This window comes from Pseudomonas frigoris, assembly GCF_047758635.1.
GTDB lineage: Bacteria > Pseudomonadota > Gammaproteobacteria > Pseudomonadales > Pseudomonadaceae > Aquipseudomonas > Aquipseudomonas frigoris.
The window spans coordinates 2,038,268-2,052,386 of sequence record NZ_CP180479.1 but is presented as its reverse complement, the minus strand read 5'-3'; the positions used below and the strand labels follow the sequence as shown (position 1 = coordinate 2,052,386).

Sequence of the window (14,119 nt, the reverse complement as noted above, 5' to 3'; positions counted from 1 at the left end):
CGAGGGCGTACAGGGCGCGGTCTTCGCCGACCGCACAAGGCTTGGGAATGCTGTTTTGGCCGCAGCCGCTACCCGGAACCATTCACCAATGAGAACGGTTGACCTCTTGAAATAATTAGTCGGTAAGCCTGATCGCCAATGGGGCTGCAGTGCGTCAGCGTGTCGCAGTTCTCACTCTGCACCTTTGCGGCGCATTAGTTCTATTTCTCATTTGACAATCATTATCATTAAGAATAATTTGTCGCTCGATGTGTTGGACGGCTAAGCCCCCGCTTGCCGTCCCACGAACCTATTGGCAGCAAGGTGATTTCCATGACGGAACAAGTGTCCACAAGCAGGTGCGATTCACCGCTACTTCAGGCATTCGTCGACAATCGACTGATTCTGGTCAAGATTGCAGCCCGCATTACCGGCTGCCGGTCGCGTGCTGAAGACGTAGTGCAGGATGCGTTTTTCCGGCTGCAATCAGCGCCGCAGATCACGTCCTCGTTCAAGGCTCAGCTCAGCTACCTGTTCCAGATCGTGCGCAACCTGGCGATCGATCACTACCGCAAACAGGCGCTGGAGCAGAAGTATTCGGGCCCTGAAGAGGAAGGCCTGAACGTGGTGATTCAAGGTGCTTCGCCGGAAACCTCGCACATCAACTTCTCGACCCTGGAACACATCGCCGACGCGCTGACCGAGCTGCCCAGCCGCACCCGCTACGCCTTCGAGATGTACCGCCTGCACGGCGTGCCGCAAAAGGACATCGCCAAGGAGCTTGGCGTCTCGCCGACCCTGGTGAACTTCATGATTCGCGATGCGCTGGTGCACTGCCGCAAGGTGTCGGGCAGTCGTGTGGATACCTTTGCCCGCCGCTAAGATCTGAAATTTGCGTCGCCCCCTTCGCGAGCAAGCCCGCTCCCACATTGGATCTTTTGTGAACACACTCTTTGTGGACACTGGAGATCAAATGTGGGAGCGGGCTCGCTCGCGAAGACTGACTCAAGGTCGGTGCAGACCTTGAGACTTACATCTCAAACCAACACACACCGATCAAAAAACCGCTCACGCCCCAGCACCATCAGCGCCGCACGCTTGTGTGGGAAGTCGAACGCTTTCTCGCAGTGGAAACCCTGGCTCTGCATATGCCCGATCATCTTCACGTTGTCGGCGCGAGGCTCGGCAACCACTCGCTGAGTGCGTGGATCGTCGAGAAACAGGTAGTGCGTCAACGCCGATAACCAGCTCGCCACCTTATGCGGGCCTCGGTGATTTTCTTCACCCACCAGCATGTGAATACCGCGGTCGTAATCACCGGCGTCATAGAACGGCGCGATGCGATCTTCCTTGGCCCAATACGCTTCAAAGTAGGCGAACGGCTGATCATCGAAACAACCGATCAGCGTCAGGGTGTGGGGATCGGCCTCAAGTTTGCTCAGGTACTCGTGATGCTGCTCGAGGCTGCCCTCCTCCTGCCAGAAACTCGCCACGCGCGGGCTGTTCTGCCAACGATTGAAACGCGCCAGGTCCAGGCCGATGTCAACCGTGCGCAGGGAAATCCAGGCACCGAGGCGCGCATCAAAACGCCGATAGACTTCACCACGCGGTTTCACCGGGCGCAGCGGATGACGCTTGCCGCCACTGATGACCATTTGCTGCGGATAACTCGATGTCTGTGACACGCCCAGCCAAGGCTGCGGCAACTGCCAGAACAGCGTGCGTTCGCAACGATACTGGCCGACGATTTCGGTAGGGATCAGCAACCCGCCGAGCAATGCTTCGGTGGGGGCTTCATCGAGATGCCAGGTCAGGCGCTGGCAGACCGGGTCACGGGCAAACAGCCAATAACAGACCGCCCAGACGGCCCGATTGTCGGCGTGGTCGAAGCGCTCTTCTACTTGCACATGCAACTCGGGCTCGCGAGTCAGGCGCAACTGAATCAGCGGCTGCCCTTCAAGGCTGAGACACAGGCGGCTTTCGGTTTCATCAGCTACAAGACAGCTTCCTGTCGGCAAGGCCAGGGCAGTCAGGTCATTCAGAGTGGACATGGGTCGGGCTCACGTTAATCGTCGACAGTTCAACGAGGTGACGTGAGCCAGTGCGGGAAATTTAAGAAAAGTCGGTCAATACGCGACCTGTGGTGCGATCTCAGGTACCCGGGACCGGCACCACGGCGATCTTGTAGGGATCGAAAATCTTCAGCATTTCGCCATTGTCCCGCAACCCTTGCAGCAACTTGCCGAACGCCTCACCACTGATGGGTGCGGCCGGACTGAGGATGGCGTAGTGGTGATAAACCTGATCGATACGTTGGGACACCAGCAGTTGATTGGCGACTTTCTCGTTGCGCAGCAGGTAATCGCTGAGGTACGAGCGCGTCACCAGGGCAACGTCGGCACGCCCACGCAGCACCATCAGCAGGTTACTGTCATGGGAATACGTCAGCGTGGCGTTGTAGTTTTGCGCGAGGAATTTTGGATCGGCATTGAAGTTGGCGAATTCGTAGTGATAGCCGCTGAAGAGCGCCAGACGCTTGCCAGCGAGGTCGGCAAAATAATTCTGCTGACGAACCGGCTGGCCATCGGGTTGGCGTTGCGCGACAAAAATCTCGGCGTCGTCCAGTCCCATGTCGACAGTGGTGTGCGGGATGTCCTTCCAGCCCCAGTCCGGGTTCTCGAAAATCGCCATGTCCACCCGGCCTTGCTTGAAGTCACCAAAACGCCGGGGAATGGAAGTGGGCACCAACTCAAACTGATAGCCGCTCTGCAAGGCATTGAGCGCCTCGACCAGCTGCGGCAGCAAACCGGTGTCGGCACCGGATTCCGGGCGCACGGTATAGGGGGGGAAATGTGCGGCACCGACCCGCACCAGCTGTGCGGCCTGGGTCGGAACCACGCATAACGCCGCAAGCGTTGCCAGCAAAAGCCGCGAAACCGTCCGAATTGGCGAAGACATCAAAACAACCCACTCCCCAAAAAATACACTTCAATGCATTCAAGCTAGGCGGTTTCGGCCACTTAGCCAGTTTCCTGCGACCTGAATAAACTTATTGCTTCTCTTCCAGCACCAGAATCAACGCCTCATCGGCCAATTGATCGAGGCTCATGCTGCCGCTGGCGCGATACCAGGTGGTGGTCCAGGACAACGCACCGGTCAGAAAACGGCGGGTGATGAACACATCCCCGCGAATAAAACCGGCCTCCTTGGCCTCGCCCAGCACCTGAAGCCAGAGTTCTTCATAAATATCGCGCAGCGCCAGCACCTGCGCCTGCCCGTCTTCCGACAGCGAGCGCCATTCATACACCAACACCGCCATGGCCTCGCCGCTGCCGCCCATGATCGACTGCAATTCACAACGAATCAGCGCCAGTACCCGCTCGCGCACACTGCCGGCTTCTGCCAGGGCTGCACGCATCAACGCAGTGTTGTAACGAATGGTTTCCTCCATCACCGCCCGCAGGATCTCGTCCTTGCTTTTGAAGTGATGAAAAATACTGCCTGACTGAATCCCCACGGCGCCGGCCAGATCGCGCACGGTGGTGCGTTCGTAACCTTTGTTGCGGAACAGGTGAGCCGCCACTTGCAGCAGTTTGCCGCGGGCGCTGTCCGGGTCGGTCAATTGGCCGCTATCGACCAATTCGCGCATCACCCTCAGGGCTTTTTGCTCGTCCACCCGTTCTCTCCTACAGTCGATCAATCAAATACGCCGCTCACCGCTAAAACTGCGGGGTTGCGCGGGCAATTTAAGCTGGCCGGCGCGACCAAGCAAGCGCTCGGGCAGAAGATATTTCAGCCGTTTACAAACCAAGCGCTTGCTTGGTAGTCTCGATGTACTTCTGTCGGGGGTGGTTATGGAGTTGACTGTGCCAAAAACAATCCGCATCGGTTGCGCCAGCGCCTTCTGGGGCGACACCTCGACCGCCGCCGCGCAACTGGTGGTAGGCGGGAGTCTGGACTATCTGGTCTTCGATTATCTGGCCGAGATTACGATGTCGATCATGGCCGGCGCGCGCATGAAAGATCCCGAGGCCGGTTACGCCAGCGACTTCATCGAAGTCCTCATCCCGCTGTTGGGTCAACTGGCCGAACAGAAAATCCGCGTCATCAGCAACGCCGGCGGGGTCAACCCGCAAGCCTGCGCCGCCGCCCTGCAAGCGGCCTGCGACAAGGTCGGGGTAACGCTGAAAATCGCCGTGCTGCTGGGCGATGACCTGCAGCCGCAGCTCAAACAGCTGGGCGGCAGCGGTATCCATGAAATGTTCAGCGGCGCCCCCTTGCCGCCGATGTGCGTCTCGACCAACGCCTACCTCGGCGCACCGGGCATCGTCGAGGCCCTGCGTCTGGGCGCCGACATCGTCATCACCGGACGCGTGGTCGACAGCGCCGTGGTCAGTGCCGCGCTGGTGCATGAGTTCGGCTGGTCGTGGCACGACTACGACAAACTCGCCCAAGCCGCATTGGCCGGCCACATCATCGAATGTGGCGCCCAGTGCACCGGCGGCAACTTCACCGATTGGCGCGAGGTGCCCGACTACGAACACATCGGCTTCCCCATCGTCGAAGTCAGCGCCGACAGCCAGTTCATCGTCAGCAAACCCGAAGGCTCCGGCGGGCTGGTCACTCCACTGACGGTCGGCGAGCAGATGCTGTATGAAATCGGCAACCCGCAGGCGTATCTGCTGCCCGACGTGGTCTGCGATTTCACTGAAGTCAAACTCGTGCAACAAGGCAAAAACGCGGTCCAGGTGCATGGCGCAAAAGGCTTGCCGCCGACCGATCAGTACAAGGTCAGCGCGACGTACCCGGACGGTTTCCGCTGTACCGCCAGTTGCCTGATCGCCGGGATCGATGCGGTCGACAAGGCGCGTCGGGTCAGCGAAGCCATCATCAACAAGACCTCGGAAATCTTCAGCCAGCGCGGTTGGCCACCCTACAGCGAAGTGAACATCGAACTGCTCGGCAGCGAGGCCACTTACGGCCCCCACGGTCAGCGTCAGGACAGCCGCGAAGTGGTGATCAAACTCGCGGTGCGCCATCCGGGTAAACAGGCGTTGATTGTGTTCTCCCGTGAAATCGCCCAGGCCGCCACCGGCATGGCGCCGGGACTGACCGGGATTGTCGGTGGACGGCCGACGGTGTATCCGCTGATCCGGCTGTTCTCGTTCCTTATCGACAAAACCGCCTGCACGCTGGAAATTGATCTCAAGGGCCAGCGCCATCCCTGCGCCCTGCCTGCCGTTGATGTGCTCGACACCGCCGACCTGCCCGTGGCGTGCGCCTCACCGAAACCCTCAGGCCGGGCCGATGCCAGCGTGGCCCTGGTCAAACTCGCTGTGGCGCGTTCCGGTGACAAGGGCAACCACAGCAACATCGGCGTCATGGCCCGCGAGCCGGAGTACCTGCCGTGGATTGCCGAAGCCTTGACGCCGGAAGTGATCGTCGACTGGATGAGTCATGTCCTCGATCCGATCCACGGACGTGTCGAACGCTGGTACCTGCCGGGCACCCACAGCCTCAATTTTCTGCTGGAGAACGCCCTGGGAGGCGGTGGCGTGGCCAGCCTGCGGATCGATCCGCAAGGCAAAGCCTTCGCCCAGCAACTGCTGGAATTCCAGATACCGGTGCCCCAACGCATCGCTGACCGAGTCAACTAGAGGACTGTCGCCATGGCATACGATTCGATTTTCAAAGCCGATTTGTTTGCAGGCCAAAACATCATCGTCACCGGTGGTGGCAGCGGCATCGGCCGTTGCACCGCGCACGAACTGGCGGCCCTCGGCGCCCATGTGCTGCTGCTCGGGCGCAAGGCCGACAAGCTGAAAAACGTCGCGGCCGAGATTACCGAAGATGGCGGCAAGGCTGACTGGATGGTCTGCGATATTCGTGAGGAAGAAGCGGTCAAGCATGTGGTCAGCGAGTTGATCCGCAAGTACGGACCGATTCACGGTCTGGTCAATAATGCCGGCGGGCAGTACCCGTCGCCGCTGGCGTCGATCAATCAAAAAGGCTTCGATACGGTGTTGCGCACCAACCTGATGGGCGGCTTCCTGATGGCCCGGGAAGTGTTCAACCAGTCCATGAGCACGCACGGCGGCGCCATCGTCAACATGCTCGCCGACATGTGGGGCGGCATGCCCGGCATGGGCCACTCGGGCGCGGCGCGTTCAGGCATGGACAACCTCACCAAGACCGCCGCGTTCGAATGGGGTTATGCCGGGGTGCGGGTCAATGCCGTGGCGCCGGGCTGGATCGCGTCCAGTGGCATGGACACCTATGAAGGCGCATACAAAGCGGTGATCCCGACGTTGCGCGAGCACGTTCCACTGAAACGCATCGGCACCGAATCGGAAGTCAGCGCGGCGATCGTTTTCCTGCTCAGCCCGGCCGCGGCATTTGTCAGTGGCAGCACTTTGCGCATCGATGGCGCCGCCAGCCTGGGCGGGCGCGCCTGGCCGATACACAAGGCGCAGATCAGCGAGTCGTTCAACGGTTTTCACCGCGCCTACCTTCCCGACGTGCTCAAGGACAAGGAATAAGTCATGCCGGTGATTCAGTCGCAAGTGGACCCGTTCAGCGAACAGTTCACCCGCAATCGCGCGGCGATGCTGGTCGGCATCGAACAGGTCCGCCAGCTCGAACAGACCTTGCTGAACAAGGCGGCCGAAGCCAAACCCCGGTTCGACAAGCGCGGGCAATTGTTGCCCCGGGAACGCCTCAACCTGCTGCTGGACCCTGGCGCACCGTTCCTCGAACTGGCGAGCCTGGCGGGCTACAAACTGCATGACGACAAGGACGGCAGTTCGGCTGGCGGCGGTTTGATCGCCGGGATCGGCTATGTGTCCGGCGTGCGGGTGCTGGTGGTGGCGAACAACAGTGCGATCAAGGGCGGGACCATTTCCCCCAGCGGTTTGAAAAAATCCCTGCGCCTGCAACAGATCGCCATGGAGAACAAACTGCCGGTCATTACCCTGGCCGAAAGCGGTGGCGCCAACCTCAATTACGCGGCGGAGATTTTCGTCGAAGGCGCCCGCAGCTTTGCCAATCAGGCGCGGATGTCGGCCATGGGCCTGCCGCAAATCACGGTGGTCCATGGCTCGGCCACGGCGGGCGGCGCCTATCAGCCAGGGTTGTCGGATTACGTGGTGGTGGTGCGTGGCAAGGCCAAGCTGTTTCTGGCCGGTCCGCCGCTGCTCAAGGCTGCCACCGGCGAAGTCGCCACCGATGAAGCACTGGGCGGCGCCGAGATGCATGCGCAAATCGCCGGCACTGCTGAATACCTGGCCGAGAACGATGCCGATGGCGTGCGGCAGGTGCGCGAGATTGTCAGCCTGTTGCCGTGGAATGATCAGTTGCCCTGGATACCCGAACGTCGCTGGGAAGAACCGCTCTACCCCATCGACGAGTTGCTCGGGCTGATTCCTGACGACGCGAAAAAACCTTACGACGTGCGCGAAATCATCGCGCGGATTGCCGACGGCTCGAACTTTCTCGAATTCAAGGGTGAGTTCGATCAGCAAACCGTCTGCGGCCATTTGCAGATTCAAGGTCGCGCCTGCGGGTTCATTGGCAACAATGGACCGATCACGCCCAAGGGTGCGAGCAAGGCGGCGCAGTTCATTCAGCTCTGTGACCAGAGCAAGACCCCGTTGCTGTTCTTCCACAACACCACAGGATTCATGGTCGGCACCGAGTCGGAGCAGCAAGGCGTGATCAAACACGGCGCGAAAATGATTCAAGCGGTGGCCAATGCCCGGGTGCCTAAACTGACCATCGTCGTCGGTGGCTCCTACGGCGCCGGCAACTACGCGATGTGCGGCCGCGGCCTCGACCCGCGCTTCATTTTTGCCTGGCCCAACAGCCGCACGGCGGTGATGGGCGGTGCCCAGGCCGGCAAAGTGCTGCGGATCGTCACCGAGGCCAAACAGGCCAAGGACGGCCTGGTGCCCGACCCGAAAATGCTCGACATGCTGGAACAGGTCACCGCGCAGAAACTCGACAGCCAGTCCACCGCGCTCTATGGCAGTGCCAGCTTGTGGGACGACGGGTTGATTGATCCTCGGGATACCCGGACCTTGCTCGGGTACTTGCTGGATATCTGTCATGAGGCTGAAGTGCGGCCGCTGCAATCCAACAGCTTTGGTGTAGCCCGCTTCTAAGGACGATAAGGAGAACAATAAAAAATGATCTTCACCCAGGAACACGAAGCACTGCGCCGCACCGTCCGCCAATTCGTCGATCACGAGATCAATCCTCACGTCGAGGCATGGGAAAAGGCCGGACGCTTTCCGATCCACGAGATCTTCCGCAAGGCCGGCGACCTCGGCTTGCTGGGGATTTCCAAACCGGAAAAGTTTGGCGGCATGGGGCTCGATTACAGCTATTCGATCGTCGCGGCTGAAGAGTTCGGCACCATCCACTGCGGCGGCATTCCGATGTCCATAGGCGTGCAGACCGACATGTGCACCCCGGCGCTGGCGCGTTTCGGCTCCGATGAATTGCGTGAAGAATTCCTGCGGCCGGCGATCACTGGCGAGCAGGTCGGCTGCATCGGTGTTTCCGAAGTCGGCGCCGGTTCCGACGTGGCCGGTTTGAAAACCACCGCCCGCAAGGACGGCGACGACTACGTGATCAACGGCAGCAAGATGTGGATCACCAACTCACCGAGCGCCGATTTCATCTGTCTGCTGGCCAACACCTCGGACGACAAACCGCACATTAACAAGTCGCTGATCATGGTGCCGATGAACACGCCGGGCATCAGCCTCAGCTCGCACCTGGACAAGCTCGGCATGCGCAGCTCGGAAACCGCTCAGGTGTTTTTCGACAACGTGCGCGTGCCGCAACGCAATCGCATCGGCCATGAAGGCGCGGGGTTCATGATGCAGATGCTGCAGTTCCAGGAGGAACGGCTGTTCGGCGCGGCGAACATGATCAAGGGCCTGGAGTACTGCGTCGACAGCACCATCGAGTACTGCAAGGAACGTAAAACCTTCGGCAATGCGCTGATCGACAATCAGGTCATCCACTTCCGCCTGGCCGAACTGCAAACCGAAATCGAATGCCTGCGGGCGTTGGTCTATCAAGCCACCGAGCAATACATCAAAGGCCAGGACGTCACCCGTCTGGCGTCGATGGCCAAACTCAAGGCCGGGCGTCTGGGCCGCGAAGTCAGCGACAGCTGCCTGCAATACTGGGGCGGCATGGGTTTCATGTGGGACAACCCGGTGGCCCGCGCTTACCGTGACGTGCGGCTGGTGTCGATCGGCGGCGGTGCCGACGAAATCATGCTGGGGATCATCTGCAAACTCATGGGCATCCTGCCGGGGAAAAAGAAATGAGCACCTTGCCCGTTTGCCAGACCTTGCTGCTCGAACCGCATAACGGTGTCCTGCACATCACCCTCAACCGACCGGAAAGCCGCAACGCCATGAGCTTGCAGATGGTCACTGAGCTGCGCGCGGTGCTGGCGGCGGTGCGTGACGACCGAGCCATTCGCGCGCTGGTGATCGGTGGTGCGGGCGGGCATTTTTGCGCCGGTGGCGACATCAAGGACATGGCCAACGCACGCGCTCAAGGCCCGAGTGCCTATCGCGACTTGAATCGCGCGTTCGGTGCGTTGCTGCAAGAGGTGCAACACGCGCCGCAAGTGGTGATCACGGTGCTGCAAGGCGCGGTGCTCGGCGGTGGTTTGGGTCTGGCCTGCGTCAGCGACGTCGCCTTGGCCGATCACCAGGCACAATTCGGTCTGCCGGAAACCAGCCTCGGTCTTCTGCCTGCGCAGATCGCGCCGTTCGTGGTGCAGCGCATCGGCCTGACCCAGACTCGCCGACTGGCGCTGACCGCGGCACGTTTCGATGGCACACACGCACGGCGCATGGGGTTGGTGCATTTTGTCGAGCATGACGCGCAAGCGTTGGCCGAGCGTCTCGATGAAATTCTGGCCCATGTGTTGTGCTGCGCGCCGGAGGCCAATGCGACGACCAAAAAACTGTTGCTGGCGAGTGCCGGACAGCCATCGAGTGCGTTGCTGGATGAAGCGGCCGACTGGTTCAGCGAGGCGGTGACCGGGGCTGAAGGTATTGAGGGGACCATGGCCTTCGTACAAAAGCGTAAACCGGGTTGGGCGCCTTAAAAGCATCGTCGGAACGCCGCCCGGAGCAAGCTCGCTCCCACATTTGAAATGCATTCCCCTGTGGGAGCGGGCTTGCTCGCGAAGAGGCCATCACATCCACCGCAAAACAAAAGGGAAACCCCCATGCCCGGACTCAGCAAAATCCTGATCGCCAACCGCGGTGAAATCGCCTGCCGCATCCAGCGCACCGCCCAGGCCCTGGGCTATCGCACGGTCGCAATCTTCAGCGATGCCGACGCCGATGCGCTGCATGTGCAGATGGCCGACGAAGCCGTTAACGTCGGCCCGGCCCCGGTGCAGCAGTCCTATCTGAATATCCCGGCCATTCTCGATGCCGCCCGGCGCACGGGCGCTGACGCGATCCATCCAGGCTACGGCTTCCTCTCGGAAAACGCCGGGTTCGCCCGCGCCTGCCAGGATGCCGGCATCACCTTCATCGGTCCCAGCCCCGACGCCATCGAACTGATGGGCAGCAAACGCCTGTCGAAACTCGCCATGCTCGATGCCGGTGTGCCGTGCATCAAGGGTTATCAGGGCGAAGAACAGGACGACGCGACCCTGAGCCGAGAAGCCGCACGCATCGGCTATCCGCTGATGATCAAGGCCAGTGCCGGCGGTGGCGGGCGGGGCATGCGCCTGGTGCACGAGGCCAGTGATTTGCTGGAGCAACTGCGCACCGCCCGCTCCGAAGCGCTGCATGGGTTTGGCAGCGACGAACTGATTCTCGAGCAAGCGCTGATTGACCCGCGTCACGTCGAAGTTCAACTGTTCGGCGACCAGCACGGCAACCTGATCTACCTTGGCGAGCGCGACTGCTCGATCCAGCGTCGCCATCAAAAAGTCATCGAAGAAGCACCCTGCCCGGTGATGACCGCCGAGTTGCGTCAGGCCATGGGCGAAGCGGCGCTGAAGGCAGGTCGCGCAGTGAATTACGTCGGCGCTGGCACTGTCGAGTTCCTGCTGGATACGCGTGGGCAGTTTTACTTTCTGGAGATGAACACCCGACTCCAGGTGGAGCACCCGGTGACCGAATTGATCACCGGCCTCGATCTGGTGGCCTGGCAGTTGCACGTCGCCCAAGGACTGCCTCTGCCCCTGCGACAGGAGCAGGTTCAGCTCAGCGGCCATGCCATGGAAGTCCGTTTGTACGCCGAAGATCCGGCATACGGTTTTCTCCCACAAACCGGCCGCATCACCGCCTGGGAGCCTGCGTTGCAGCGCGGCGTGCGGATCGATCATGGCCTGATCGAAGGCCAGACAGTCAGCCCGTTTTATGACCCGATGCTGGGCAAGATCATCGCCCACGGCGCCACCCGCGAAGAAGCCCGGCGTAAGTTGCTGCGGGCGGTGCAGGACAGCGTGCTGCTCGGCGTGCAAAGCAATCAGCGCTTGCTCGCCGCCCTGCTGGAACACCCGCAGTTCATCAGTGGCGAGTTCAACACCGGGTTCATCCCGGCACACTTTTCGGAGCATCCCTGCCTGCATGCGCATGTGCCGAGCGCCGAAGAACTGGCCATCGCTGCTGTGCTGTTCTATCAGGCCTCGGCGCAGGTTCATCAAGTGCCACTGGCCGGTTGGCGCAACAACGCCAGCGTGCCGTTGCTCTATCGAATCGGCCTTGAGGATCAGGATTGGCCGGTGGAATTGAACGCTGTGCCGGGTGAACCGTATCGGATTCAAGTCGCCACAACGCCCTTTGAATTGAAGTTCATCCAGTGCGACGGACGCTGGGCCAATATGGAAATCAACGGCATCCGGCGACGTCATGCTTACCGTCTCGAGGCCGGGCAACTCTGGCTGTTCACCCGTCCCGGCAGTGTGCGGCTTGTGGACCGGACGCAGGCCTTGGTCAGCAGTCAGGCCAGCGTCAGCACCGGCACCCTCAAGGCTCCGATGGACGGGGCGATCGTCGATGTGCTGGTGACTGAAGGCAGCCCGGTCATTAAAGGCCAGTTGCTGGTCGTGCTGGAGGCCATGAAAATGGAGCATCCGCTCAAGTCGGGCATCGACGGCGTGCTCAAACGCTTGCAGGTCAGGGTCGGTGATCAGGTGAAAAATCGTCAGATTTTGTTGGAGGTCGAATAAGCCGCTAGGCGGATCCGCCGGGTTTGGCTACGCTCAAGCCCTATCAGGACGCGGATACCAGGAACCCTGCGATGCCTCACTGGCTGGTCATTGATCTAGAAGCCACCACCGATGAGGGTGGTTGGCCAGTAACGGAAATGGAAATCATCGAAATCGGCGCCACCCTGGTGGACCGCAAGGGGCGCGAACTGGACGCTTTCCAGCGTTTCGTCCGGCCGCTGCGTCGGCCCATGCTGACGCCGTTTTGCCGGCAACTGACCCACATCACCCAGGCCAACATCGACGCCGCGCAGCCTCTGAGCGAGGTCTGGGCGTCGTTCGAGCACTGGCTCGACCAACATCACTCGCGCCTCGAAGGCTGGGCAAGTTGGGGCGATTACGATCGCAAACAGTTGGTTCAGGAGTGGGATCGCCTGCAACTCGACAGCGCCCTGAGCCGAGTGCCGCACATGAACCTCAAACAGCGCTTTGCCAAGGCTCGTCGACTGGAGCGCCCGCTGGGGCTTAACGGCGCGCTGCAACTGGCGGGCATGCAGTTCAATGGCCAACAACATCGGGCACTGGAAGATGCGCGCAATACCGCACGATTATTGCCACTGGTTCTTCCGCTTTAGAGAGGTGACGCCGGCATGGGCCTTGTGCATACTGGCCGGCCCTTTTCAGCCCTTTTCGAGGAATCGCCCATGTTTAAAGTCAACGAGTACTTCGATGGCACCGTCAAGTCGATCGCCTTTGGCACCGCTGAAGGTCCTGCGACCATCGGCGTCATGGCACCGGGCGAATACGAATTCGGCACCAGCCAGCGTGAAATCATGCACGTGGTGTCCGGCGCCCTGACCGTCAAACTGCCGGACAGCAGCAACTGGGAAACCTTCGCCGCCGGCAGCCAGTTCAACGTGCCTGCCAACAGCAAGTTCCAGCTGAAAGTGGCCGTCGACACCGCTTACCTGTGCGAATACCGCGGCTAGACACCTGGGTTTTCACAGCGACAAAAAAATGCCCGCGTCCTTGGACACGGGCATTTTTTGTTCAACGGCAGTCATTCAAATTGTCTTATTCCAGAACCGTCACCGGCATACCGACTTCAAGTTGGCCATTGCTGTCGTTGACCAGGTTCTGTCCGAACATCGCACCATCGGCCTCGGCACGGTATGTTTGCAACGTGGCCAGAGGTTCGCGATCTTCGCTGCGCTCGCCGGTTTGCGGGTCGATGGTGGTCAGAATGCAACGTGAACACGACTTGACCACGCGGAACTCGACATCACCGATGCGGATGCGCTTCCAGGCATCTTCGGCATACGCCTCGCTGCCCTCGATCACCAGGTTGGGCCGAAAGCGCAGCATTTCCATCGGTCGGCCGACTTTTTGCGACAAGTCTCCCAACGATGCCTGTCCGATCAGCAACAGCGGAAAGCCATCGGCGAAGGCCACCTGATCATCGTCCTTGCCATAGCCGGCCTGAGTGGTCCGTGCGCGATCAAGAGGGACTTGCACCAGACGAGTCGGTTTGCCAATGAATTCACTGACCCAGGCACCCGCCTCGTCGCCGGCATCCGGCACACGCAGTGTGTCGCGCCAGATGGTCACGCCACGCAGTTCCGCGTCGCTGGCAGGCAATGCGATATCGATCGGTGAGCGGCCCGGCGCACTGAGGGTCAAGCCACCGTCGGCATTCCACAACGCCGACAGCTGACTCATCTGCGCCACTGCACGCTGGGTCAGAAAGCGCCCGCTGGCCTCGTCCACCAGCATCCAGCGTCGATCACCGTCCAGGCCCAGCTTGTCAAGGCTGACCTGCTGCAGGATCTCGCCCTTGCCGGATTTCAACGGATAACGATAAAGCGCGCTCAGACGCAACATGGCCAGCTCCCTGGTGGGCAAAAAACGCCACCCTATACGAGCTTGATCGCCGAATCAAAG

13 protein-coding genes are annotated in these 14,119 nt (G+C 60.7%); 9 read left to right on the top strand and 4 right to left on the bottom strand.

Features of this window, described 5'->3' with window-relative positions; translation table 11 throughout:
• The first annotated feature begins 312 nt into the window (after positions 1 to 312).
• A complete protein-coding gene (locus ACMXYH_RS09345; protein WP_008145913.1) occupies positions 313 to 861 on the top strand; it encodes an RNA polymerase factor sigma-70 in 549 nt (182 codons plus the stop codon).
• A 155-nt stretch (positions 862 to 1,016) separates the two neighbouring features.
• Here the strand turns inward: ACMXYH_RS09345 and ACMXYH_RS09340 are convergent, their stop codons facing one another.
• The 3 genes from ACMXYH_RS09340 to ACMXYH_RS09330 form a co-directional block, all read right to left on the bottom strand.
• A complete protein-coding gene (locus tag ACMXYH_RS09340; RefSeq protein ID WP_415766904.1) occupies positions 1,017 to 2,030 on the bottom strand; it encodes a GNAT family N-acetyltransferase in 1,014 nt (337 codons plus the stop codon).
• Between the two features lie 100 nt (positions 2,031 to 2,130).
• A complete protein-coding gene (locus tag ACMXYH_RS09335) occupies positions 2,131 to 2,937 on the bottom strand; it encodes a substrate-binding periplasmic protein (protein WP_415766903.1) in 807 nt (268 codons plus the stop codon).
• Positions 2,938 to 3,028: 91 nt separating this feature from the next.
• On the bottom strand, positions 3,029 to 3,655 hold the full coding sequence (locus ACMXYH_RS09330) for a TetR/AcrR family transcriptional regulator (protein ID WP_415766902.1): 627 nt from the start codon (positions 3,653 to 3,655) through the stop codon (positions 3,029 to 3,031).
• 190 nt (positions 3,656 to 3,845) lie between these two features.
• Here ACMXYH_RS09330 and ACMXYH_RS09325 point away from each other — a divergent pair, with 190 nt between their 5' ends.
• The 8 genes from ACMXYH_RS09325 to ACMXYH_RS09290 all read left to right on the top strand — a co-directional run bounded on the left by ACMXYH_RS09325 (position 3,846) and on the right by ACMXYH_RS09290 (position 13,167).
• Entirely contained in the window at positions 3,846 to 5,636 is a 1,791-nt protein-coding gene (locus ACMXYH_RS09325) for an acyclic terpene utilization AtuA family protein (RefSeq protein ID WP_415766901.1), read from the top strand.
• 12 nt (positions 5,637 to 5,648) lie between these two features.
• Entirely contained in the window at positions 5,649 to 6,518 is an 870-nt protein-coding gene (locus ACMXYH_RS09320; RefSeq protein ID WP_415766900.1) for an SDR family oxidoreductase, read from the top strand.
• A 3-nt stretch (positions 6,519 to 6,521) separates the two neighbouring features.
• Entirely contained in the window at positions 6,522 to 8,138 is a 1,617-nt protein-coding gene (atuC, locus tag ACMXYH_RS09315) for a geranyl-CoA carboxylase subunit beta (protein ID WP_415766899.1), read from the top strand.
• 24 nt (positions 8,139 to 8,162) lie between these two features.
• Positions 8,163 to 9,320 carry a citronellyl-CoA dehydrogenase gene (gene atuD, locus ACMXYH_RS09310; RefSeq protein ID WP_008145906.1) on the top strand — a complete coding sequence of 386 codons (1,158 nt, stop codon included), beginning with the start codon at positions 8,163 to 8,165 and terminating at the stop codon, positions 9,318 to 9,320.
• Entirely contained in the window at positions 9,317 to 10,114 is a 798-nt protein-coding gene (locus tag ACMXYH_RS09305; protein WP_415766898.1) for an enoyl-CoA hydratase/isomerase family protein, read from the top strand. Before atuD ends, ACMXYH_RS09305 begins: the two co-directional genes overlap by 4 nt.
• A 123-nt stretch (positions 10,115 to 10,237) precedes the next feature.
• Positions 10,238 to 12,199, top strand: a complete 1,962-nt coding sequence (locus ACMXYH_RS09300; RefSeq protein WP_415766897.1) for an acetyl/propionyl/methylcrotonyl-CoA carboxylase subunit alpha — start codon at positions 10,238 to 10,240, stop codon at positions 12,197 to 12,199.
• 71 nt (positions 12,200 to 12,270) lie between these two features.
• Positions 12,271 to 12,813 (top strand): exonuclease domain-containing protein, encoded by a 543-nt coding sequence (locus ACMXYH_RS09295; protein WP_134419163.1) that lies wholly within the window; start codon positions 12,271 to 12,273, stop codon positions 12,811 to 12,813.
• A 69-nt stretch (positions 12,814 to 12,882) separates the two neighbouring features.
• Positions 12,883 to 13,167 carry a pyrimidine/purine nucleoside phosphorylase gene (locus tag ACMXYH_RS09290; RefSeq protein WP_085647581.1) on the top strand — a complete coding sequence of 95 codons (285 nt, stop codon included), beginning with the start codon at positions 12,883 to 12,885 and terminating at the stop codon, positions 13,165 to 13,167.
• Between the two features lie 85 nt (positions 13,168 to 13,252).
• Here ACMXYH_RS09290 and ACMXYH_RS09285 read toward each other — a convergent pair whose 3' ends face one another.
• Positions 13,253 to 14,059 carry an MOSC domain-containing protein gene (locus ACMXYH_RS09285; RefSeq protein WP_415766896.1) on the bottom strand — a complete coding sequence of 269 codons (807 nt, stop codon included), beginning with the start codon at positions 14,057 to 14,059 and terminating at the stop codon, positions 13,253 to 13,255.
• Positions 14,060 to 14,119 lie beyond the last annotated feature (60 nt).

Bases quoted from the DNA above. Each gene is read 5' to 3' on its own strand.
- ACMXYH_RS09345 (WP_008145913.1), top strand. From the start codon at position 313: ATGACGGAACAAGTGTCCACAAGCAGGTGCGATTCACCGCTACTTCAG.
- ACMXYH_RS09340 (WP_415766904.1), bottom strand. From the start codon at position 2,030: ATGTCCACTCTGAATGACCTGACTGCCCTGGCCTTGCCGACAGGAAGC.
- ACMXYH_RS09335 (WP_415766903.1), bottom strand. From the start codon at position 2,937: ATGTCTTCGCCAATTCGGACGGTTTCGCGGCTTTTGCTGGCAACGCTT.
- ACMXYH_RS09320 (WP_415766900.1), top strand. From the start codon at position 5,649: ATGGCATACGATTCGATTTTCAAAGCCGATTTGTTTGCAGGCCAAAAC.
- atuC (WP_415766899.1), top strand. From the start codon at position 6,522: ATGCCGGTGATTCAGTCGCAAGTGGACCCGTTCAGCGAACAGTTCACC.
- atuD (WP_008145906.1), top strand. From the start codon at position 8,163: ATGATCTTCACCCAGGAACACGAAGCACTGCGCCGCACCGTCCGCCAA.
- ACMXYH_RS09305 (WP_415766898.1), top strand. From the start codon at position 9,317: ATGAGCACCTTGCCCGTTTGCCAGACCTTGCTGCTCGAACCGCATAAC.
- ACMXYH_RS09300 (WP_415766897.1), top strand. From the start codon at position 10,238: ATGCCCGGACTCAGCAAAATCCTGATCGCCAACCGCGGTGAAATCGCC.
- ACMXYH_RS09295 (WP_134419163.1), top strand. From the start codon at position 12,271: ATGCCTCACTGGCTGGTCATTGATCTAGAAGCCACCACCGATGAGGGT.
- ACMXYH_RS09290 (WP_085647581.1), top strand. From the start codon at position 12,883: ATGTTTAAAGTCAACGAGTACTTCGATGGCACCGTCAAGTCGATCGCC.
- ACMXYH_RS09285 (WP_415766896.1), bottom strand. From the start codon at position 14,059: ATGTTGCGTCTGAGCGCGCTTTATCGTTATCCGTTGAAATCCGGCAAG.